Genomic DNA, 22,370 nt, shown 5'->3' on the forward strand with positions numbered 1-22,370 from the left:
TTAATTTAAAATCAAGATTATGGAAATGGTTATCGGTATGGATGCAGACCTCATAGCATCCTTTAAAAAAGAAATAAGGGGAGAGGTAGTAATGCCTTCCGATGGTAGCTACAATAGTATCCGCAAGGTGTATAATGGTATGATCGATAAATATCCTGGCATGATCGTAAAGTGTGTGGATGTGGCCGATGTAATAGCTTCGGTAAACTTTGGCAGGGAAAACGATTTGTTGATCGCTGTTAGAGGAGGTGGACATAATGGCGGGGGTTTGGGCTTGTGCGATGACGGTATGGTCATTGATCTATCCGGAATTAAATTTGTTCAAGTGGACACTTCCAATAATACTGTACGTGTTGGAGGGGGTAACATTTGGGGGGAAGTAGATCATGCCACACATGCCTTTGGACTGGCAATTCCGAGTGGAATGATATCTACAACAGGTGTAGGCGGTTTAACATTGGGAGGTGGCGTGGGTTACCTTACCAGGAAATACGGACTTACCATAGACAATTTGCTGGAGGCCGATATGGTCTTGGCCGATGGTTCTTTTGTTACCGTGAACGCCAAGCAGCATCCTGATCTTTTTTGGGCCATTCGTGGGGGTGGTGGAAATTTTGGAATTGTAACTTCATTTAAGTTTCAGGCCCATCCTTTAAAAACGGTTATTGGTGGACCTACTTTATGGCCCATTGAACAAACTGAAGAAATTATGGCTTGGTATGATGAATTTATACATAAAGCCCCGGAAGACTTAAATGGTTTTATTGCAACTATGGTTATTCCCGGCCCACCATTTCCCGAACATTTGCACAATAAGCAATTCTGTGGAATTGTATGGTGCTATACTGGTCATCCAGATAAATTTGAAGAAATCTTTAAACCTGTATTGGATAAAAAACCCTTGTTCCAACATGTTGGTGAAATGCCCTATCCTTCAATTCAAACAATGTTCGATGGATTATTGCCTCCTGGATTGCAATGGTATTGGAGGGCCGACTTTTTCAATAAGTTAGGAACAGAAATTAGGTCGGCCCATTTAAAATATGGTTCAAAAATCCCGACACCGCTTTCGCAAATGCATTTATATCCAATTAGTGGAGCTGCAGGCAGGGTAGGGAATACTGATACTCCATGGGCTTATAGGGATGCAAAATATGCAGGCGTTATTGTAGGCGTAGATCCAGATGCCGCCAATGCAGGAAAAATAACCAATTGGTGTAAAGATTATTACAATGAATTGCACCCACACTCCTCTGGGGGAGCTTATTCCAATTTTATGATGAATGAAGGTCAGGAACGGGTAAAAGCAAGCTATAAGCATAACTACCAGCGATTGGCCCATATAAAAAAACATCATGACCCTAATAACTTGTTTAGGGTAAATCAGAATATCCTTCCTAGTGGCTAAGGGTCAGGGAACATTGTTGGCAAGCCAATTAGATAGCTTGCCAACAATGATATATCCTATCGAGGTCTTAAAGTCCACTAAACATCCAAAATTTTTAGGGCTTCTTTACCTACACGTTGTTTGGTTTCCTCGGTAATATATTTTTTTTGATCTATCTGTTGAGGTTGGTCGGAGGTACAAAAATAACTGTGTATACTTCTTCTTGGCTTGTCAGTAAGGTTGGTAGTTCCTCCATGCCAGGCGTGTGAGTTAAAAATAAAAACAGATCCTGCCGGTGCTGTGATGATTATTTCATCAGGATGGGGAAGGCTGGGATCCTCCATTTTTACTTGGGGCGATATTCCAAGTTTGTGGGTGCCGGGCACGATACGTGTAGCCCCATTGTTTTCTGTAAAGTCATCCAATAACCAAATGGAATTGCAGACTTTGTAGACACCTTCCACCATTTTATTGCCCCAATCTACATGTAAATTCTGATGTCCAAGACCGGGTTTTGCAGCCCTGTAGTTTAGGGAGGATAATTTAAAGGATGGGCCTAGTACGGCGGCAATGCCGGCCAGTACCCTGGGATGTGTGTAAAAAATATCAAAAACGTCCCCTTTGTTAACCAGATCGGCCAAGCGATCGGCACCCTCTTCCTTGGGATGCCTTATATATTTGGATTCGGCCAATTCCGATCCGGCAGCCTGACCTTCATTCAGCATTATGGCATCAATCCTGTCGTTTATGGCTTTTACCTGTGCATCCGTCAATAGTTTGCCCAGGGATAAATAACCCTTATTTTCCAAAATTTCAATTTCCTCCTTTGTGAGCATGCTTAAGTATATTAATAAATGATTTCAAGCTAAAAAAGATACGATATAATTGTCTTAAATATTTTTTTTGCCACATTTAACGGGGTTTTCTCCTTGTCCTTGGTAATATAAGGTTGACCCAAACCGAACATAATAATGCCAAGATAGCCAAGCTAAGGGTGTAAAAATCTATCAATTCTGTATTGGGCAACCAGCCAGTTATTTTTTTAATCAAAAAACCAATATAGCTATTTGGTAGATTGTGTTCGCCCAATCGTCCAAGGACCTCATAATGCCAATCGGTTAAAAAGCAATAGCCCCAACCTTTCCAAATCCCCAACAAACCCCAAGACCCAAAGGTTAAAAGCAAGGTGATAAGATTAAGTTTTTGTGTACGTTTTAATATCCATCCAAACAAATTAAAAATAATGAGAACCGTATGAAAAACATAGAAAAAAATATTGGCTATTCTTAAAAATGCATCGTCCATTATGTAGAAGGATTGGTTTTTCTGAAAAGATAGCAATTTTATCCTGCCCTAACGATTTTGTGGAATTCGAGGAAAAGTAGTATGCCAGGGTGTGCTTAAAATATTATTAATCAGTTTATTATAATTAATATTTCGTAACTTTAAAAGAGTGCCATTTCCCCCCTGAATTATTAACCTAATATTTTATGGGTAATTCAGATTCAAAGAGTCAAGACGATTGTTTTCTTCAAAAATTGACTGAAATTATTCGTAATAATTTCGATAACGAACAATTTGGAGTTAAGGAAGCAGCCCGTATCTATGGGGTGAGTCGCTCGCATATGCACAGGCGTTTAAAGAAGCTAACAGGAAAATCCGTTAGTCAGTTTATTCGCGAATTGAGGCTTGAAAAGTCTATGGAGCTGCTCCAAAAAGATATGGCTACGGTTTCTGAAATTGCTTATTCCGTAGGTTTTCACAGCCCCACCTATTTTAATACTTGCTTTAAGGAGTATTTTGGTTTTACTCCTGGGGAAGCCAAAATTCGTGAACACCTGCAGCAAGAACGCCCGAAGTTTGAAAAATCCGGTAATCAAAAGATGAAGTTTACCTTAGCTTCGGTAATTCTCTTTCTAATACTTCTATATGGCTATTTTCAGTATAATAGTCTTTGGACAAAACCTCCAATTGATACTCCCACAACTTCTTCAATGCCTTCCAGCCACAGTACCAAGTCCATTGTGGTATTGCCCCTAAAGAATTGGAGTGGGGACCCCAAATTGGAATACATAAGTGATGGGATGACCGATGCCGTAATCAGCAGAATTTCTGAAATTAGGGAAATGGATAGGGTAGTTCCTTTTACGTCCAGTCTCCAATTTAAGAACAGCGAGAAAAGTTTGCCCGAATTGGCAAAGGCACTTAAAGTGTTTTACATTCTTGAAGGAAACTTTCAAAAACAGGGTAATCTGTTTAAAATAAATCTGCGATTAAATGATGGTCCTTTGAATAAACTACTATGGTCCGGCTCTTATTCTGGAGAATGGAAGGCGAATGAAATATTCGAAATTCAATCGAAGGTTGCAGAAAAGGTTGCCACTATAATGAATGTGAAACTTACTGAAAAGGACTATGATGCCTTTAAAGGCATACCAACAAAAAATGAAGAAGCCTATAATTATTATCTCTTGGCCAAATATCAAAACAATAAATTTAATCAGTCATCATTCAAAAATGCAATACCCTTATATGAAAAGGCCTTGGACTTGGATTCAACTTTTATTGAACCCTATCTTGGCCTGGCCGATATTTATGTTACAGGTGGAGCTGTTTGGGGTATGTATGGTGAGCAGGAAGCATGGAGAAATGCCAAATATTATTTGGAAAAGGCTTCGTTAATTGATGGCGATAATATACAGTTGTCCGATCAATTGCATATTGGTAAATTTTATTTTGATTGGAATTTTGAGGCCGTGGAGCAATATGTAGCAGAAACCTCTGCCCGTTTAGGGGCTGATAATTGGAACGAATATCTCTTTGTTGATTATTACCTTAAGACCGGCAAATATTCATATGCCCTATCGGAATTAAATAAGCTTATTTTGGAAGATCCATCCTATGGGTGGTTATTTGCTATTAGGGCCTCAGTGATATTTTTCGTTTCTTCCAGTGAGGAGGCAAAAGAAGATTTAGAGCAATATGATCCGCTGTTTATGGATGATATGTTCTATCTAAGGGAAGCGGCCAAGTGGTATTATTATTTTGGAGCATACGATGCCTCTAAAGAAAAACTGGAGCAATTGATGAATAATTTTACAGACCGTCCGCCTATTGTAGTTTGGCTTAATGCATTACATTATGAAATGGCCAATAATATAGAGGGTGTTCAAGAAAGTCTCACCACCTTGCAGAAACAATTCAAAGAAGGTTCTTCCGGCAGTCCGGCCTGGTTTATGGCACTTTATTACTGTCATATCCAAAATAGGAAGGAAGTTTTCAATTGGCTTCAAAAATCCTATAAAAGCCACGAGGTAGAAATGACTTGGTTACGCGCCGAACCTTTACTGGCACCCTATCGGCAGGACCCCATGTATTTGGACTTGTATAAGAAAATGAAGTTTCCCGTACCTCCACTTACTATTCCGGATTGAGGCTATTGCGACTACAGGTCTTTTTTTCTTTAAATTCAACATAACTGTAAGGCTTTAACTCATTAGTTAATTACTTCAAAAATAAGTTATAAGTAAAGTGTATATAATTGTTATGTATTGATTAACAACTAATTATATCTTCGGGTTGCAATGAATTAATAACAATTTAAACCACCTTATCATGAAACAATTTGTAACATTATTGATTTTTTTAGGTCTTACATGCTTCGTCTTTGCACAGGAAGAGCATGACGGAATAACCGCTGTAACCTTGGATGCCATAACGGTTTCACCAGTTAATGTAGATTATTTGCAGAAAGTAAATGATGGTAATACTCCGGAAGTGGTCCAGGAATTACAATACAAAGCTGCCAACTTTGATGTAACCTCTTTGAATGAATACGATAAAAAGGACATCCATACTTTCGAAGTTGTATTCAAAGCTAGTAATGGAGACATTATAGCCTCCTATACCTCCGATGGTTCTATTGTAACAGCCTTTGAAAACTTTGAAAATATCGTCTTGCCAATGACAGTAAGGAAAATGGTATTTGACGGCAATGAAGGTTGGAAAATGGAAAAGAACCGGTATATATGTGTATTTTCCGAGGACAATTTGACAAAAAAACAGTACAAGGTTACTTTGACCGATGGAAACCAGAAGAAGAAAATGACCTTCGATTTTGATGAATAACAACTGAAGTACCGTACAGTTTATTACAACCTTATTCCTCCGGTAAGGTTTTTTTATGGTCGTATGTCATCTGAATCCAATTGCTGCATCATTGTAAATTGGGTAATGAAGAACATATGTTGGATAAATTTATTGAAACTACCAAAGAACATGGATTCTACTAATTTCATTATTTTAGCGCTAAAATTTCAAATACATCAGTGAATGAAAAAAGTTTGTTCCATGTTACTATTAACGGTTATGTTTTCCGCATGTAAGGACTCCAGTACCAAGAATAATCCAACCTCCCAAAATTCCATGAATTCCAATAATCCATTGCTCGCTGAAAGTACCTTACCGTATGGCGCACCCGATTTCACCAAAATTAAAAACGATCATTTCAAAGAAGCATTATTGCAAGGAATTGACGAAAAAAGAGAAATCATTAAAAAAATTGTAAGCAGTACTGATCCAGCAACATTTGAAAATACCATACTGGCACTGGAAAAGAGCGGTGTGCTTTTAGATCGGGTTCGAAATGTATTTTTGGCACTTACCGGAGCACATACCAATGATACCCTGCAGGCCGTACAAGAGGAAATGGCGCCTAAATTTTCAGAACTTCGGGATGCCATTTATTTAAACGATAAATTGTTTCAGCATGTAAAAACCATATACAATAAAAAGGAAAGTTTGGATTTGAATGCGGAATCCTTAAAATTATTGGAAACCTATTTTGAAGATTTCGAAATTGCCGGTGCCAACTTATCGGCAGAAGACAAGGAGACCCTGAAAACCTATAATTCGCGCTTGGCTATCCTAAGCAACACCTTTAATAAAACACTATTGGAGGCCAATAATGCCGGAGCTGTAACCTTTACAGATAAGTCCGACCTCGCTGGGCTCTCCGATGCCGATTTGAAATCTTTGGAAAACAAGGATGGGGAAGGCTGGAAAATTACACTTCAAAATACCACACAACAACCTATGTTGCAATCCTTGAAAAAAAGGGAGACAAGGGAGAAGTTGTTTCAGGCTGCTTGGTTGCGTGCCGATGGTACTGCTCAGGACACCAAGTCCATTATTACGGAAATTGCGGAATTAAGAGCGAAAAAAGGGGCCCTGTTGGGCTTTGCCAATTACGCAGAATGGAGCTTGCAGAATACCATGGCCAAAGTGCCGGAAAATGTATTTAAACTCTTTAACGGACTTGTTCCTTCAGCTACGGCCAAGGCGGGACAAGAAGCGATGGAGATTCAAGAAATGATCCGGAAAACGGGAGGGGATTTTACCCTTGCCCCTTGGGATTGGAACCACTACGCCGAAATGGTACGCAAGGCGAAATACGATTTGGATGAAAATCAGATCAAGCCTTATTTTGAGCTGAAGACCGTACTCGAAAAAGGGGTTTTCTATGCTGCCGAGAAATTATATGGAATTACCTATAAGGCCAGAACGGATATCCCAACCTATCACGAAGATGTACTGGTGTATGAGCTTTTTGAGGAGAGCGGAGATCCATTGGGATTATTCTATGGCGATTTCTTTTCCCGCCCAAGTAAACGGGGAGGGGCTTGGATGAGTAATTTTGTAGATCAATCCAAACTTTACAATAAAAAACCTGTGATCTACAATGTTTGTAATTATCCGAAACCTGTAGCGGGTGAGCCGGCCTTGCTTACCTATGATGAGGTAGAGACCATGTTCCATGAATTTGGACATGCGCTCCACGGCTTTTTTGCCGACCAACAATACCCATCATTATCCGGTACCTCGGTGGCGAGGGATTTTGTTGAGTTTCCTTCCCAGTTCAATGAAAACTGGGCCCTGTATCCAGAAATCCTGAAAAACTATGCCCTGCATTACAAAACAGGGGAACAAATTACACAAGAGCTCATAGATAAGATAAAGAAATCGGGCACTTTTAATCAAGGATATAGCCTAACCGAAAATTTGGCGGCCTCCAACTTGGACATGCAATGGCATACTATTGGATCGGACACCAAAATAGAGGATGCTAATGCCTTTGAAAAAGAGGCCTTGCATAAAACGAAATTGGATGTTGTTTCGGCCGTCCCACCACGTTATAGATCTACTTATTTTGCTCATATCTTTGGCAGTGGCTATGCCGCAGGCTATTATTCCTACTTGTGGACAGAAATGCTGCACCATGATGCATACAATTGGTTTGAAACACATGGCGGACTTACTAGGGAAAACGGTCAGCGTTTACGGGATATGATTCTTTCCCGTGGCAATACCATGCCATTGGAAGAAATGTACAAGGATTGGCGCGGCGGGGATCCAAAAATTGAACCCATGCTAAAAGCCAGGGGTCTACAATAAAACATGAAACTTAATACGTTGCAATCGCAAATAGTAAAGGGCCCGGAGAGGGCCCTTTTCTTTGATCTGAATTGGAAAATTGAGTAATCCTTGTACACCTAAATTTAGGACCTAAGAGGCATTAATACTCCGTGAAGTTTCATTAATCGTGTGCATTTCATCGAAAAGAATCAAAAATATTGAGATTGTGGTAGGGTATGGCCCATCTTTGGTTGTTGTTATATATAGCCTTTAAATGTGGGGGTGTATTAATAATTACTAATTATTAAAATTTATAACTATGAAATTTAAATTATTTACAATCGCATTTTTTGTTGTATTTACCGTTTTCATCTCTTGTACGGACAATGATGATAAGAACAGTGATTATGGACGGCTTTCCGTTAATCTAACGGACGCACCTTTTCCCCATGACCTGGTAGCGGAGGCAAACGTGACTATTTTTAAGTTAGAAGCCCGTTACAAAGGGGATATGGATATTAATTCTGAGGTTGGTGACAATTCTGATTCTTCGATGGAAACAGAAGAAAAATCCTCTTTTATGGTATTAATGGAAGATGAAATGGAGGTAAACCTTTTGGATCTTACCAACGGAGTTACTAAAAATTTGGTCGACCTTGAAGTACCGGTTGGTACTTACGACCTTATAAGGGTCTACGTAAAAGGAGTAAATGTAGTACTAACGGATGGCTCCACATTTGATTTAAAAGTACCTAGCGGAGAGCAAAGTGGTATTAAAATTTTCATTAAGCCCGGACTTGTAGTTAATGGTGGACTAAGTGCTGATCTATTGTTGGACTTCGATGTAAGCAAATCCTTTGTAGCCAAAGGCGGAGGAAGTAACTTTGAAAATATAACCGGCTTTAATTTTAAACCAGTCATTAAAGCTTGCAATATGTCCACCGCTGGCACTTTGTCCGGTATGGTTACAACTCTTCAGGAAGAAGTTGCTGTAGGATTGGAAGGGGCACAAGTAGCCGTTTTTGCAGCCGACACTTTGAATACGACTACTTTTACGGATGCTGACGGAAAATATATGGTTATGGGGCTAATGGCCGGAGAATATGATGTTGAGGTAGAATTATCAACCTACTTAAAAGAAACAGTTACTGGCATAGATATAGTTGCCGGTAATAAGACCTCCCAAGATTTTATTTTGGTGGCAGGGGAATAAGAATATTTTATATGAAGTTAATAAGGTGGGTGTAATAGCCCACCTTTTTTTGTAAAAGCTTTAAGATTGGCTAGATTTTCAAGACTAGAGGGGATCTAGTTTATGAAATAATTAGAGATCATTGGTACTCAATTTAAGTAAATACCAGACTTAGGCCTTTAACAAAAAAAAGCCGAACAACTATTGCAAGTTGTTCGGCTTTTATAGCCTAAAGATGATTCTCTAATTAAGAAACGCCAATAGTTTTTCCGCTACCAATTCTGAAGATGCCGGATTTTGTCCTGTAATCAAATTGCCATCCTGCACTGCATATGCCGCCCAATCCGCTTTTTTGGAGAAGATACCGCCATTTGTTTTGAGCATGTCTTCCACTAAAAATGGAACTACATTCGTTAGTTGCACAGCCTCTTCTTCCGAATTTGTAAACCCTGTTACTTTTTTACCCTTTACAAGAGGAGTTCCATCTTCGTTTTTAACACCCTTTAGTGCTGCCGGGGCATGACATACAAAGCCAATAGGTTTTCTCTGCTTATTAAAGGTTTCAATGAGCGATATAGATGTGTTGTCATTCGCTAAATCCCATAAGGGTCCGTGACCTCCAGGATAAAATACCGCGTCGTAATCATTGGGGTCAATTTCTCCCAATACCAGCGTATGCTTTATTTTTTCCTTTGCCACGGCATCATTTTTAAAGCGCTCCGTGTCCTTGGTACTGGCATCGGGAGTATCACTACTGGGGTCTATGGGTGCAGCACCACCTTTTGGTGTAGCCAAGGTAATATCGGCTCCTTTGTCCAATAAGGTATAATATGGATTCGCAAATTCTTCGATCCAAAATCCTGTTTTCTTTCCGGTATCTCCTAATTTATCGTGTGATGTTAGTACAAATAGTATTTTCATTTATTTTTAATTTACTGTTTATGAAATTTGGGAAGTAATCAAAGCCTAGACTTTCACGATCATTTTCCCTTTGTTTTTACCCTCAAACAAATCCAAGAATGCTTGCGGGGTATTTTCAAAACCGTTTACTACGGTTTCGGTATAGTTTAATTTGCCTTCGGCCAACCAAGTGGATAAATGTTTCATAGCCTCGGGAAACTTTTCCGAATAATTGGAAACTATAAAACCTTGCATTAGAGCGCTATTTTTTACCAAAAAGGGCTGAACGCTAATACTTTTTGGGATTTCTGTGTTATTGTACACCGAAATAGCACCACAAATAATCATTCTTGCATATTTGTTGATATTAAATAACACAGCATCGGAAATAGGGCCGCCTACATTGTCAAAATAAATATCTACGCCATCAGGACAAGCAGTTTTAAGGGCAGTTCCCATATCCTCTGTAGTGTTATAGTTAATGGCATGATCAAAGCCGAATTCGGAGGTAAGCATTTCTACTTTTTCATCCGTCCCAGCAATACCAACAACATAGAGCCCTAGTATTTTTCCAATCTGTCCTACTACGCTGCCCACGGCACCTGCAGCACCAGAGACCACTAAGGTTTCCTTGGCCTTGGGTTTACCAATTTGGGTGAGCCCACAATAGGCGGTTAGTCCTGTCATACCCAAGATGCCTAAATATGCACTGAGTGGAGCTCTGTCCTTGTCTACTTTTAATAGTCCTTCACCTTTTGAAATTTGTAGGGTTTTCCAGTCCAACATACCAGAAACAAAATCGCCCTCCTTAAAATTAGCGTTTTTGGAAGCTATAACTTTGGCAACTACCCCAGAAGTTATGGGTTTTCCTACCTCAAAAGGTGGAACGTACGATTTGGCATCACTCATCCTTCCCCTTAAATAGGGGTCAACGGAAATATAGTTCGCCTCCAAAAGTATTTCTCCTTCTTGGATGTTTAGTTCTTTATCCTCCTTTAGAAATTGGAAATCCGATAATGTAGGTTTCCCTTTAGGTCGATTTTTTAATAAAATTGTCTGAATCATAATGTTGTTTTAAGTGTTTTGAGTTCTATTTTTTAATACTGTTCCAGGCCGCTTGATAGGCTTCCTCCAGGTGATCCTGGTTTAATTGAAAAACACCCCGTTGTTGCATTACCATTAAAAAGGAGAGGGGATTTATGGAGTACGCATATAATAGGTAGGGCGACAAAGGCTTTATAATTCCTTCCTTTTTTCCCCTTTCCCATAAGTCCAGTAATGGCTGAAGGTGTTTTAGGCCTTCCTGTCTACTGCTTTCATCGATCATTGGGGTATTGTCGCACTGGGCCAGAAACAAAGCTTCTTCCACTTCCTTCAGTTTAAAATCGGCAATGCGCTTCCAAATTATTTCAAAACCTTTGGATACAGGTATGTCACTAGTGAAGTTTTTAAATACATAAGCGGTATATGCCGCCTTTACTTCTATGTACACTTTGTTTACCAAGTCCTGTTTATTGTCAAAATACAGGTATATAGTGGCGGGTGAGACGTTCGCCATTTTTGCAATCTTGGACATGGGAGTAGCATGGAACCCATTGTTATTGACCAGGTTAATGGTAGCTTTTACCAAGGCATTTCGCTTTTCTATACTTTTTTGGAGTTTTGCCATAATATTCTAAATGCGAATTTATAAGGGTGCTGTTCAACGTTGATAGCAGCATGGGTACAAAGGTAACGCTAAAAATGAATGTTCATTCTTTTTACTGGTACTTTAACAAAAGTTTACAGGTATAAAAAAATCAAATAAAATAGGATAATGTTATTATAAGTTGATTATTTGCACGTGATAGGGGATAGTGGTTTATTTGGGAGGTCTATTATCAACGTAAAATGCAACGTTGATGTGATCTGCCAAAATCGCAGTATTCAACTAGTTTTACACTCTAGGTATGTTATGACATGAGTATTTGGGAAAGGAAGGTTATTTAAAACTTATTATAAATTTATCATAAAGTTAAGTTTGCTAAAATCGATTTTAAAACGTAATATTTACATTTACTGATATTATACTTTGATAACTACAGGCCATTTTGAACGATACTATTAGCACATACAACAAAATTAACTCTGAAGTTGGTATAAAAATAGAACCTTTTGATGCTACTAAAAGGTATACCAAGCCTCACAAACACAACAAGTATCTTGAAATAATTTATTTTGTGAAAGGTAGTGGTTTTCATCATATGGATATGGAAAGCCACAGTATAGAGCCTCCCTTGTTATTTTTGGTTAAAAAGGATGAAGTTCATCATTGGGAGATTACCACAAAACCCAAGGGGTATGTTATCATTATCAAGGAATCGTTTTTGGAAAGAACACTGGACAAATACATTAATACACAGTTGATCAAACTGAACAACTGCCAAAAAATAACGGTTGAAGACGAGGATAAATCCTTAAAGGCTTTGTTTAAGTCTTTGTGTTGGGAGATGAAACAAGCTAATTTAAATCAGGAAGCCGTAGAGGGGGGATTAAAGGCCATATTGTCAAAAATGGTTAAATACGCTTCTTTGCAAGGTGGGGAAAATACGGATAAGACTATTCAATTTGTAAATTTATTGTCCGAGAATTTAAAAAATAATGTCTCGTTCTATGCAGAGACTTTAAATACTACTTCGCAGAACCTCAATGCTATATGTCATAAGGCGTTCAACAAAACGGCATCGGATGTTATTGCAGAACATATAATTATGGAGGTTAAAAGACAATTGGCATATACAAACAAATCAATCAGTGATATTGCCTATGACTTGGAATTTAAGGATACTTCGCATTTTACCAAATATTTTAAACGATATACACTACTTACCCCATTACAATATAGAAAAAACATACTTTAAGTATTAGTACCATTCCTTTTTCAAATACACCATTTTAAATTGGAAGGCTCCTCTATTTTTGTCAAAATTTTAAGTTAAGATTGATATTTATGAATTGTAAGAACTTTTTAATGTTTGTTGTCCTATTGGTGGGCATACAAGTGTCAACAGCCCAAATTTCGGGAAAAATTATAGATGCTACCGATAATTCACCATTGGAATATGCCACCGCAGCCCTCTATAATCAGGCAGATGGTTCCCTGATTACGGGAGTTGTTACCTCTCAAGATGGTTCTTTTATAATAGCTGGGGTAAAACCTGGAACCTATTATATGGAAGCCTCCTTTATGGGGTACGATACCAAAACCATATCCGACATCACCATAGATAAAAAGCAACCCGCCAAAGACCTATCCATAATTGGCCTATCCATAGGAAACCAATTGGACGAAGTTGTCATTCAGGGTGAACGGGCCACAGTTCTTCATAAAATAGATCGCCAGGTATTCGATACCAAAAAATTCCAAAGCAGTCAGGGTGGTAATGCCATTGATGTCGTTAGAAACTTGCCGTCGGTCACTGTTGATGCACAAGGCGGTATCAGTGTAAGGGGCAGTTCTGGATTTGCCGTCCTAATCAACGGAAAACCTACCCAAGGTGATGCCAGTGCCATATTGTCCCAATTACCGGCAAATGCATTGGAAACAGTGGAGTTGATTACTGCGCCTTCGGCCAAATATGATCCGGAGGGTAAAGGAGGTATTTTAAATATTATAACAAAAAAAGGAGCCACCAATGGAGTTTATGCCCAAATTAATGTTCGTGGTGGATTACCTTCCATAGAACCCTATGATACCAAGGTGGCAGCTCAGCGATATGGTATTGATGCAACTTTGAACAAGCGAACCGATAAATGGAACCTGTCCTTCGGAACAAGCTACCAGCGTAATGATAAAACAGGTAGGAGGGAAGGTGAGGTTTTTGTTATCAATCAAGCCGAGGACAAGCAAACTTTTTTGCCTTCCGATGGGGAGAGGAGTTTTGATGATATTAGCTACAATGGGCGTTTTGGAGTAGATTTTACACCTAATGATGCTGATACCTATTCCTTGGGTTTCTATGCGGGAAAGCATACCGTAGATCGTTTGGCCGATATCGATTATTATGACAATCATGCCATTTCTCCTATTGGCAGTGGCAATAGGGACTATACTTTTCAGTATTATAATCATAATTTAAGAACTAGAAAAGGCGATTTTGCCCTGGGCAGTTTTGATTATGCCCATAAATTCAACAATGATGCCAAGTTGTCTACTTCCCTATTGTATGAATATACTTTTTTGGGCGGTCCTACCTATAATGATAATTTGGGACTTACTGATCGTAATATTGTTTATCAGCAGGAGTACAATACCAATGACAACCCACTTAATGGGTATCGGGTAAATGTGGATTACCAATTTAAGCCATTTTCTTTTGGTACCTTGGAAACAGGCTACCAATTTAGGGATATTGATCATACAGGTGAGTTTGTTTATGAGCGCGATGGCGTTCTGGTACCTGAATTTTCCAGTAATATAAGTCTTCAGCGAACCATTCACTCTGGATATACCCAACTTACAGGCGCAAGTAATAAATGGGACTATGCCGGAGGTCTACGATTGGAATCCATGGATAGAACTTATTCAGAGGATTTAAGGACTGCCGATCCCGAGCAAACCTATACATATGATTTTGTTAAGTTATTTCCATCGGCCTCCTTGCAATATACTGTTAACGATGCTACCAAATTGAAGGCGGCCTATAGCAAAAGGGTAGAACGTACAACCACCCTAAAAATGAACAGTTTTGCAGAAAGGGAACACTCAGAGGTTTTTGAACAAGGGGACAATCAATTGAGACCGGAATTCATAGATTTGGTAGAATTGGGAGTCATCAAAAATTTTAAAGGAGGTAATTCGGTCAGTGCCACGGCTTATTTTAGACATGTAGACAATGTAATAAACCGTGTAAACACCTTGGCCTATGAAACCAATGGTGCTGTATTGGACAGTATTATTAATAGAGTTTATTCCAATGTGGGCAAAAGCAATGCTGTTGGACTTGAATTAGGGGCTCAGTTGAAACCAAGCCAAAATTGGAGCAATTATATAGGAGCTAATATTTATTCCTATGATATTGATGGAGCCTTTGTATTTCGGCATAGGGATGGTATTACCAGAAATTACGATGTAAATAGTAGTGCTACCATTTACTCTTTCAATGTAAATTCTACCTATTCTTTCTGGGAAAATGCCTCGTTACAATTTACTTTTAATTATTTGTCCGAAACAAATACGGCCCAAGGAGAGGATTCCAGGTTCTATTCCCCAAATCTTAGCTTCCGAAAGTCGTTTTTTGACGATAAATTAACGGCAACCCTTCAATGGCAGAATATGGATATGGGGTTGTTGGATACCAATGAACAGCGAATTACTACCTATAAAGCCAATGAATTTTACACTACTACCAATTATAGGTATGAGGTAGATATGATATCCATTAATTTGTCCTATACGTTTAATGCCATAAAAAATAAGGCGAAGTTTATAGAAAGTGAGTTTGGAAAAAAAGAATTCTAAATAGGCAGACGTAGTAGTTTTACGCCAGAAAAAGGTTTAGTAAATAATATTTGCTAGACCTTTTTTTGTTCCATTAAATTTGGTCATAAGGAAAGAAATAGGACGAATAGTAGGCAAATTGAATTTCTACTAGGTCCATTTCAGATTATAAGACAAAAAGGGTAGTGTTTATTTGCTACTTTAAAAGTCCGTGACTTTATTAAACAGGAATATTGAGCAATTAGTGTTATTGCCGCAAAAACTGTGTCTATCTTTGTCAAAAATTATTATATGTCAAAGCAGTTTTCTGATTTAGGAATTAACGAACACCTACTTCAAAGTTTAATAGACCAGCAAATATCAGTGCCCACTGATATTCAGAAGAAGGTAATTCCTGTGATTTTGGAGCAAAACAAAGATGTAGTTGGTCTGGCAAAAACAGGAACCGGTAAAACAGCTGCTTTTGGGTTGCCTTTATTACAATTGATAGATACAAATAATAGCAATATACAATTGGTAATATTGGCGCCTACACGGGAACTGGGGCAACAGATTTATGCAAATCTGGTTTCCTTTTCCACCCATAGTCCGTCTATTTCCATTGCTTCCATATGTGGAGGAATCCCTATTAAACCTCAAATTGAACGTTTAAAGAGTATCACCCATATCGTAGTGGCCACACCAGGCCGCCTGGTGGATTTGGTGAATAGGAAGGCCATCAATATTAAAGATATCAAGTATTTGGTTTTGGATGAGGCCGATGAAATGGTAACTGCTTTAAAGGCGGACCTGGATAATATTATTTCAGAAATTCCTAAAACCAGAAGAACATTATTGTTTACCGCCACCATGCCGGGAGCCTTAAAACAATTGATCCAGAATTATATGTCCAAACATGTGGTTCAGATAGAAGCGGACATGGTTACCGTAGGGCATCAGGGCATAGAGCATAGGTATGTTGTAGTGGAACCCATAGAGAAATTGGAAGTTCTGCTACACTTTTTAAAGTCCAGGGAAGGCGAAAGGGGAATTATTTTTTGCAAGACGAAAGCGGCGGTCAATAAATTGGGGAAAAATTTGGCCATCAATAAATTCCGATCAGGAGCCATCCACGGCAGTTTAACCCAAGGAATTAGAGATCGGGTGATGGGACAATTTAGAGAAGGTAATATAGATGTCATGGTAGCAACCGATTTGGCTGCCCGTGGTATCGATGTTAAGGAGATATCCTATGTGGTAAACTATCATTTACCGGACACCTATGATACCTATGTCCATAGAAGTGGACGTACCGCTAGGGCAGGGGCAGCAGGATTTTCATTAAGTGTTATCCAAAAAGAGGAAGTGGAGGATATTGCCGATTTTGAAAAGGAGTTGGGTATAGATTTTAAGGAATTTAAAAAGGCGGATGCCCAAAGTATTGAAGAAAACAATGCCTTGATATGGGCTAACAAAATATTCAAGACCAAGCCCAACCGAAATATTTCCCAAGAGTTTAGGGAAGAAATAAGAACAGTTTTCCATCATTTGACAAAAGAGGAACTTATAGATAAGATATTGGCGAATTACTTGGCGCAATCTACGGGTCACGGTCCAAAAGTAGAAGCGCCCAAAAAGAAAAAAAATAAATAATAGCCATGGCAAATAATATTAAAGACCAGGAGGATGTTTTAGCAAAACTAAATATCCAGCAGTTGAATCCCATGCAGGAGGAAGCTATTGCTGTAATTGGAAAATCCACCAACACTATTATTCTGTCACCAACGGGTACGGGTAAAACTTTGGCGTTCCTATTACCATTGATCGAAACTCTAGATCCCAATATTGATGAAGTACAGGCACTGATATTGGTACCTACGCGTGAATTGGCTATACAAATTGAACAAGTGGTTAGAAATATGGGGACTGGTTATAAGGTAAATGCCGTTTATGGCGGACGCCCTATGTCCAAGGATAAGATTGAAATTAAACATAATCCTTCTATTTTAATAGGGACGCCAGGGCGTATTTTGGATCATTTTGATAGTGACCGGTTCTCAAAGGAAAGTATTAAAACCTTGGTGCTGGATGAGTTCGACAAGTCTCTGGAAATAGGTTTTGAGGAGGAAATGGCAGGAATTCTAAGTGAATTGCCCAATATTAAAAAAAGGATCTTGACTTCCGCTACCCAGGGAGTTGAGATTCCAAGTTTTGTAAAATTGGACCAGCCAGTACTTATCGATTATTTAGAGGAAGAAGTTGGTTCAAAATTAGCAATTAAGATCGTGTTATCGCCTGCCAAGGATAAATTACCAAGGCTATTGGAGCTGTTGCAACACTTGGGAAATCAGCCGGGAATCATTTTCTGTAATTTCAGGGATAGTATAGAGGAAGTGAGTTCTTTATTGGAGAAAAATAAAATAGGGCACACTTGCTTTTCCGGAGGAATGGAACAGAAGGATAGGGAGCGTTCCCTTATCAAATTCAGAAACGGAACCAGTCAAATTTTAATTGCCACGGATTTGGCGGCAAGGGGAATAGATATCCCGGAGTTAAAATATATAATTCATTACGAGCTTCCACATTCTTCGGAGGAGTTTACCCATAGAAATGGCAGAACGGCAAGGGTAAATGCCAAAGGCACCGCCTATGTATTAAAATGGGAAAAGGAGCAATTGCCTGAGTTTATAAAGGATACTGGCGATATGGATATCTCCAAAAAAGCGGCACCTATGAAACAGTTTTGGGAAACCTTGTTTATTTCAGGAGGAAGAAAGGACAAAATTTCCAAGGGTGATATTGCTGGGCTGTTTTTTAAACAGGGAAATGTCAACAAGGACCAATTGGGTGAGATAGAATTAAAACAGGACTGCGCCTTTGTTGCGGTTCCTTTGTCGATTGCCGATCAATTGGTGGATAAATTGAACAATTCACGTTTAAAAAAGAAAAAAGTTCGCATTACGATTCTCTAATTTTTTGGAGTAAAAACTAAATATTTATCCGTTGGAATATATTAAAAATGAAAGAAGATCTAAAAGGGAATAAAGCTGCGATCACTCCAGAGGAGATTGATAATTGTATTGCACTCTTGCAGCAATTAGTGGACCACACAGATCAGATATTTGATATTCCAAAAGAAAAAAGAACCGCTTTAATAAAAGTATCGGGCCAATTTTCCAGACCCAATAGGGAAGAATTTTCCAGAAGAAAAAAGGACGGTAAGAAAAGTGCCCTTCGTAAAAAAGAAGCAAGGGATAAAAAGGCTCGGAAGGAAACAGGTATTAGAAATGCACGCGAGGCCCACATATTTGTTGCCCCTAAACTTATGCCTTCTGCAGAATTGGTCAATCATAAAAAACAGGAACTGGAGGTATCAAGAAACTGTTATGTTTGTAAAACGGAGTTTAGCGAATTACATCATTTTTATGATACCATGTGTATAAAATGTGGTGATTTTAACTATGCCAAGCGTTTTCAAACAGCCGATGTAAAAGGGCAAGTTGCCGTTGTAACTGGCTCCAGATTAAAAATTGGATATCATATTACTTTAATGTTATTACGCGGTGGGGCTACTGTGATCGCTACTACCCGGTTCCCTGTTGATTCGGCATTGCGCTTTTCCAAAGAGGATGATTTTATGGAATGGGGGCATCGATTAAAAATACACGGTCTGGATTTACGTCATATTCCAAGTGTGGAAATATTTTGTAATTATATAGAGCGGCAATATGACCGATTGGATATTCTTATAAATAATGCAGCGCAGACCGTTAGGCGGCCCGCTGGCTTTTACCATCATCTGATGTCCAAAGAAGAAAGCCCCATAACATTACTTCCTCCAGATGCACAAAAAGTTTTGAGCGATCATACAGGTTGTTTACAGGAATTAAAAGAATTAACCTCAGGAGCATCTCCCAATCAGAATATGCCGGTTACCTGGCATGGACCGGAAGCGGGAATCGGAATAAGGGCTTCGGCCAAATTATCGCAAATTCCCTATAGTTTTGACAATGTCTTGGTGGCAAAAGAGGTATTTCCCACGGGGGAATTGGATGCCGATCTTCAACAGGTAGATTTACGTAAAACAAATAGTTGGCGACTTAAACTGGGAGAAATTGAAACTACTGAAATGTTGGAAGTACAATTGGTAAATGCCGTTGCCCCTTTTGTATTGTGCAACCGTTTGGCAGAATTAATGAAGAAGGAGAATACAGGACAAAAACATATCATTAATGTTTCGGCAATGGAAGGGAAATTTCATCGTTCTTTTAAGGAATCACGCCACCCACATACCAATATGGCCAAGGCCGCTTTAAATATGCTTACCCATACCGCTTCAGGGGAATTGGCCAAAGCAGGAATATTTATGAATGCCGTGGATACTGGATGGGTTACTGATGAAGACCCCGCTGAACTCTCTAAAATGAAAAAGGAAGTCTATGATTTTCAACCGCCTTTGGATATTGTGGATGGTGCTGCCAGGGTTATGGATCCGTTAATAGACGGAATAAATACCGGGAAACATTGGTCTGGTAAATTCCTGAAGGATTACTTTCCAATTGATTGGTAATTGTATCTGGTCAAATTATAACTTGAATTTACTTCGATCTGAAAAAAAACAGACCAATTCACGGGAATACAAATTCTATTTTACACAACTAACTTTTTTTATCTTCGTGCTTATGAATTCAATTGATATAAGAACGGTTGATGTTGTTCAATATATAAAACCTTTACGTGAAGGTGGTTCCTTGCCGGCGATTGTAAAAGCCGACGATGGATTTTTATATGTTTTAAAATTCAGAGGGGCAGGTCAAGGAAAAAAGGCATTAATAGCGGAACTAATTGGAGGCGAGTTGGCCCGGGCCATAGGACTTAAGGTACCTGAATTAGTGTTTATGAATCTAGATGATTCATTTAGCAAGACAGAACCGGATGAGGAAGTTCAGGATTTACTTAAATTTAGTGTAGGTCTCAACCTAGGCTTGCATTTTTTGTCCAGTGCCATAACTTATGATCCATTGGTTTCCAAGGTAGATGCTTTGATCGCATCTAAAGTTGTACTGCTGGATAGCATTATGAGTAATATTGACAGGACGGCAAAAAACACCAACTTATTGCAATGGAACAATGAATTGTGGGTAATTGATAATGGTGCAAGTTTTTATTTTCACCATAACTGGGAAACTTGGAAAAATCATCTTACAAGAACCTTTCCGCTAATAAAAGACCATGTGCTTTTAGAGTTTGCCACTGAGTTGGATGAGGCGGCATTGGTAATTAAAAGTTCACTTAATACTGATAAAATTGCTGAAATCATTGCGTTAATACCTGAGGAATGGTTGTTGGACGAGGCCGATGATTTAAATCCTGATGAAATTAGAGCGGCCTATATCGAATATATAAATGCCAAACTTGCCATGATCGATACATTAGTTAAAGAGTCTGAAAATGCAAGATAAGGACAAATACGAATACGCAATTATTAGACTTGTTCCTAAAGTGGAGCGTGCCGAGTTCTTTAATATTGGGGTAATACTTTTTTCAAGACGGAAGAAATTTTTGGAAGTAAAATATTTAGTAGACCCCAAAAAATTGAAATGTTTCACAAACGAAATTGATATTAATGCTATAGATGAATATTTAAAGGCTTGGACATTGGTATGTAAGGGAGCACCTTCTGGAGGAACTATCGGCAAACTGGATTTACCTGATAGGTTCCGTTGGTTAACTGCCTCCAGGAGTACTATGATTCAGAGTTCGGAAACTCATTCGGGCCTATGCCAAGATCCAAAAAAAGAATTGGAAAATCTATTCGAAAGCTACGTTTTATAGTAGGAACGATGGCGTAGAGTAGGGTATACATGAATTTAATGATTAATTGTTGATCTTAAAACAGGGAGTTCATATTCGAGAATTGAAGTTTATTTATTCCACCACGAGCTTATATATGACCTTAGGGGTTAATCCGTAGAAAAGGTATAAAGGTCAGGCTTATAGCAGGATACAGTGTTTTTAAATGGGCAATTGTTTAAGTAAAAACACCCAGTTTTATGTTTCTAAAAATATTGTTAGTAAATATAAATGAAGTAAATAGCTGTTTTTTAAATTATTAGCGCCATCTTTGCAGGATAATATTATAATAAATTTAATTACATTACGATGAGTAGTAAAGGAACAGTAAAATTTTTCAACGACACAAAAGGTTTTGGTTTTATCACTGAAGAAGGTGTTGAAAAGGATCATTTTGTACACATTTCAGGTTTAATTGATGAAATTCGCGAAGGCGATGAAGTATCTTTTGACCTAAAAGAAGGTAACAAAGGATTAAACGCAGTAAACGTACAAGTTATATAATATATACTTCCATGTTTAATGAAAAAGCCCATCAAATCTGATGGGCTTTTTTTTGTTTGTTAAATACATCGGGTTGTAAGAAATTAGACGTAGTTTCGCGCCCTGTAAAATTATTATTATGAAGCGCATAAACGAATACAAGAAATTATTTGGAATAGAAAGGGAGATCGATCTAAAGGTACTTAAGAAAAGTTACCGCGACTTGGTAAAGGAATGGCATCCGGATAAATTTCAAGAAGGGGACAGTAAGCGTGAAGAGGCAGAAGTGAACAGTAGAAAGATTATAGACGGCTACCATTTTTTGGTGAGTATAGCTCCTGAAACCAAAGCTGCAAACTTGGAGGCCTATACGGAAACAATAACCAATTCCGGTATAGCCGATTATCATCACAAAGGCCTTTTATTGGAAATTACCTTTATGGATGGGTCTACTTATGAGTACTTTGGCGTTACCAAACAGGTTTATATAAAGATGGTCAATTCCAATACGGTGAATCGTTTTGCAAAGCGCATGATCTACCCTAAATATACGTATAGACAATCCAAAAAACAGCTGCAAGAAGCATAGTGCGTTAAGATAATTATTTGGCCAGTTGAGCCATTTGAATTGTTTTGCTGTAGGACGTAAAAAGTAAAGGCCCATTGGGCTTTTTCTTTTTTAA

The 22,370-nt window shown here is 38.5% G+C and carries 19 protein-coding genes; 14 read left to right on the forward strand and 5 right to left on the reverse strand.

All coding sequences use genetic code 11. The annotated features are described in order from the left end of the window. Positions 1–19: 19 nt before the first annotated feature. Positions 20–1,408, forward strand: a complete 1,389-nt coding sequence (locus tag MWU82_RS04490; protein WP_247095387.1) for an FAD-binding protein — start codon at positions 20–22, stop codon at positions 1,406–1,408. A gap of 77 nt (positions 1,409–1,485) precedes the next feature. On the opposite strand, the gene MWU82_RS04495 is transcribed toward MWU82_RS04490, so the two are convergent. Together MWU82_RS04495 and MWU82_RS04500 are read right to left on the reverse strand one after the other, a co-directional pair. Continuing rightward, a complete protein-coding gene (locus MWU82_RS04495) occupies positions 1,486–2,223 on the reverse strand; it encodes a phytanoyl-CoA dioxygenase family protein (protein ID WP_247095388.1) in 738 nt (245 codons plus the stop codon). A 76-nt stretch (positions 2,224–2,299) separates the two neighbouring features. Further along, a complete protein-coding gene (locus MWU82_RS04500; RefSeq protein ID WP_247095389.1) occupies positions 2,300–2,692 on the reverse strand; it encodes a DUF2784 family protein in 393 nt (130 codons plus the stop codon). A gap of 185 nt (positions 2,693–2,877) precedes the next feature. On the opposite strand from MWU82_RS04500, the gene MWU82_RS04505 reads away from it, so the two are divergent. The 4 genes from MWU82_RS04505 (at position 2,878) to MWU82_RS04520 (ending at position 9,014) form a co-directional block, all read left to right on the forward strand. Further along, the gene (locus MWU82_RS04505; RefSeq protein WP_247095390.1) at positions 2,878–4,821 is read left to right on the forward strand and encodes a helix-turn-helix domain-containing protein; all 1,944 of its coding nucleotides are present in this window, start codon (positions 2,878–2,880) and stop codon (positions 4,819–4,821) included. A gap of 181 nt (positions 4,822–5,002) precedes the next feature. Then, positions 5,003–5,515: a hypothetical protein gene (locus MWU82_RS04510; RefSeq protein WP_247095391.1), complete on the forward strand. Its 513-nt coding sequence runs from the start codon at positions 5,003–5,005 to the stop codon at positions 5,513–5,515. Between the two features lie 297 nt (positions 5,516–5,812). Continuing rightward, the gene (locus MWU82_RS04515) at positions 5,813–7,840 is read left to right on the forward strand and encodes a M3 family metallopeptidase (RefSeq protein WP_247095543.1); all 2,028 of its coding nucleotides are present in this window, start codon (positions 5,813–5,815) and stop codon (positions 7,838–7,840) included. A gap of 280 nt (positions 7,841–8,120) precedes the next feature. Then, complete coding sequence (locus tag MWU82_RS04520; RefSeq protein ID WP_247095392.1) at positions 8,121–9,014, forward strand: DUF4382 domain-containing protein; 894 nt, start codon at positions 8,121–8,123, stop codon at positions 9,012–9,014. A 222-nt stretch (positions 9,015–9,236) separates the two neighbouring features. Here MWU82_RS04520 and MWU82_RS04525 read toward each other — a convergent pair whose 3' ends face one another. From MWU82_RS04525 to MWU82_RS04535, 3 genes are read right to left on the reverse strand one after another with little or no spacing between them, the layout of a single operon-like run. Next, entirely contained in the window at positions 9,237–9,914 is a 678-nt protein-coding gene (locus MWU82_RS04525) for a type 1 glutamine amidotransferase domain-containing protein (RefSeq protein WP_247095393.1), read from the reverse strand. 45 nt (positions 9,915–9,959) lie between these two features. Further along, positions 9,960–10,958: an NADP-dependent oxidoreductase gene (locus tag MWU82_RS04530; RefSeq protein ID WP_247095394.1), complete on the reverse strand. Its 999-nt coding sequence runs from the start codon at positions 10,956–10,958 to the stop codon at positions 9,960–9,962. Between the two features lie 25 nt (positions 10,959–10,983). Beyond that, complete coding sequence (locus MWU82_RS04535) at positions 10,984–11,562, reverse strand: TetR/AcrR family transcriptional regulator (protein ID WP_247095395.1); 579 nt, start codon at positions 11,560–11,562, stop codon at positions 10,984–10,986. A 421-nt stretch (positions 11,563–11,983) separates the two neighbouring features. Between MWU82_RS04535 and MWU82_RS04540 the strand changes: the two genes are divergently transcribed. From MWU82_RS04540 to MWU82_RS04580, 9 genes are all read left to right on the forward strand, one after another. After that, positions 11,984–12,793, forward strand: coding sequence for a helix-turn-helix transcriptional regulator (locus tag MWU82_RS04540; RefSeq protein ID WP_247095396.1), 810 nt, complete (start codon positions 11,984–11,986; stop codon positions 12,791–12,793). Positions 12,794–12,882: 89 nt separating this feature from the next. Further along, on the forward strand, positions 12,883–15,393 hold the full coding sequence (locus MWU82_RS04545) for an outer membrane beta-barrel family protein (RefSeq protein WP_247095397.1): 2,511 nt from the start codon (positions 12,883–12,885) through the stop codon (positions 15,391–15,393). A 270-nt stretch (positions 15,394–15,663) separates the two neighbouring features. After that, positions 15,664–17,004: a DEAD/DEAH box helicase gene (locus MWU82_RS04550; RefSeq protein ID WP_247095398.1), complete on the forward strand. Its 1,341-nt coding sequence runs from the start codon at positions 15,664–15,666 to the stop codon at positions 17,002–17,004. A gap of 5 nt (positions 17,005–17,009) precedes the next feature. Then, the gene (locus MWU82_RS04555) at positions 17,010–18,323 is read left to right on the forward strand and encodes a DEAD/DEAH box helicase (protein ID WP_247095399.1); all 1,314 of its coding nucleotides are present in this window, start codon (positions 17,010–17,012) and stop codon (positions 18,321–18,323) included. A 47-nt stretch (positions 18,324–18,370) separates the two neighbouring features. Beyond that, on the forward strand, positions 18,371–19,921 hold the full coding sequence (locus MWU82_RS04560) for an SDR family oxidoreductase (protein WP_247095400.1): 1,551 nt from the start codon (positions 18,371–18,373) through the stop codon (positions 19,919–19,921). A gap of 112 nt (positions 19,922–20,033) precedes the next feature. Further along, a complete protein-coding gene (locus MWU82_RS04565; protein ID WP_215948120.1) occupies positions 20,034–20,813 on the forward strand; it encodes a HipA family kinase in 780 nt (259 codons plus the stop codon). Further along, the gene (locus MWU82_RS04570; RefSeq protein WP_247095401.1) at positions 20,803–21,186 is read left to right on the forward strand and encodes a DUF3037 domain-containing protein; all 384 of its coding nucleotides are present in this window, start codon (positions 20,803–20,805) and stop codon (positions 21,184–21,186) included. Before MWU82_RS04565 ends, MWU82_RS04570 begins: the two co-directional genes overlap by 11 nt. Positions 21,187–21,513: 327 nt before the next feature. Then, positions 21,514–21,708, forward strand: a complete 195-nt coding sequence (locus tag MWU82_RS04575; protein ID WP_031444295.1) for a cold shock domain-containing protein — start codon at positions 21,514–21,516, stop codon at positions 21,706–21,708. A 118-nt stretch (positions 21,709–21,826) separates the two neighbouring features. Further along, a complete protein-coding gene (locus tag MWU82_RS04580) occupies positions 21,827–22,276 on the forward strand; it encodes a KTSC domain-containing protein (protein ID WP_215948122.1) in 450 nt (149 codons plus the stop codon). The last annotated feature ends 94 nt before the right edge of the window (positions 22,277–22,370 follow it).

The sequence above is a fragment of the Arenibacter sp. S6351L genome (assembly GCF_023016025.1).
GTDB lineage: Bacteria > Bacteroidota > Bacteroidia > Flavobacteriales > Flavobacteriaceae > Arenibacter > Arenibacter algicola_B.

Coding starts and splice junctions, on each gene's coding strand:
- MWU82_RS04505 (WP_247095390.1), top strand. CDS start 2,878: ATGGGTAATTCAGATTCAAAGAGTCAAGACGATTGTTTTCTTCAAAAA.
- MWU82_RS04520 (WP_247095392.1), top strand. CDS start 8,121: ATGAAATTTAAATTATTTACAATCGCATTTTTTGTTGTATTTACCGTT.
- MWU82_RS04570 (WP_247095401.1), top strand. CDS start 20,803: ATGCAAGATAAGGACAAATACGAATACGCAATTATTAGACTTGTTCCT.
- MWU82_RS04535 (WP_247095395.1), bottom strand. CDS start 11,562: ATGGCAAAACTCCAAAAAAGTATAGAAAAGCGAAATGCCTTGGTAAAA.
- MWU82_RS04495 (WP_247095388.1), bottom strand. CDS start 2,223: ATGCTCACAAAGGAGGAAATTGAAATTTTGGAAAATAAGGGTTATTTA.
- MWU82_RS04580 (WP_215948122.1), top strand. CDS start 21,827: ATGAAGCGCATAAACGAATACAAGAAATTATTTGGAATAGAAAGGGAG.
- MWU82_RS04525 (WP_247095393.1), bottom strand. CDS start 9,914: ATGAAAATACTATTTGTACTAACATCACACGATAAATTAGGAGATACC.
- MWU82_RS04555 (WP_247095399.1), top strand. CDS start 17,010: ATGGCAAATAATATTAAAGACCAGGAGGATGTTTTAGCAAAACTAAAT.
- MWU82_RS04575 (WP_031444295.1), top strand. CDS start 21,514: ATGAGTAGTAAAGGAACAGTAAAATTTTTCAACGACACAAAAGGTTTT.
- MWU82_RS04515 (WP_247095543.1), top strand. CDS start 5,813: ATGAATTCCAATAATCCATTGCTCGCTGAAAGTACCTTACCGTATGGC.
- MWU82_RS04560 (WP_247095400.1), top strand. CDS start 18,371: ATGAAAGAAGATCTAAAAGGGAATAAAGCTGCGATCACTCCAGAGGAG.
- MWU82_RS04530 (WP_247095394.1), bottom strand. CDS start 10,958: ATGATTCAGACAATTTTATTAAAAAATCGACCTAAAGGGAAACCTACA.
- MWU82_RS04550 (WP_247095398.1), top strand. CDS start 15,664: ATGTCAAAGCAGTTTTCTGATTTAGGAATTAACGAACACCTACTTCAA.
- MWU82_RS04545 (WP_247095397.1), top strand. CDS start 12,883: ATGAATTGTAAGAACTTTTTAATGTTTGTTGTCCTATTGGTGGGCATA.
- MWU82_RS04565 (WP_215948120.1), top strand. CDS start 20,034: ATGAATTCAATTGATATAAGAACGGTTGATGTTGTTCAATATATAAAA.
- MWU82_RS04510 (WP_247095391.1), top strand. CDS start 5,003: ATGAAACAATTTGTAACATTATTGATTTTTTTAGGTCTTACATGCTTC.
- MWU82_RS04490 (WP_247095387.1), top strand. CDS start 20: ATGGAAATGGTTATCGGTATGGATGCAGACCTCATAGCATCCTTTAAA.
- MWU82_RS04500 (WP_247095389.1), bottom strand. CDS start 2,692: ATGGACGATGCATTTTTAAGAATAGCCAATATTTTTTTCTATGTTTTT.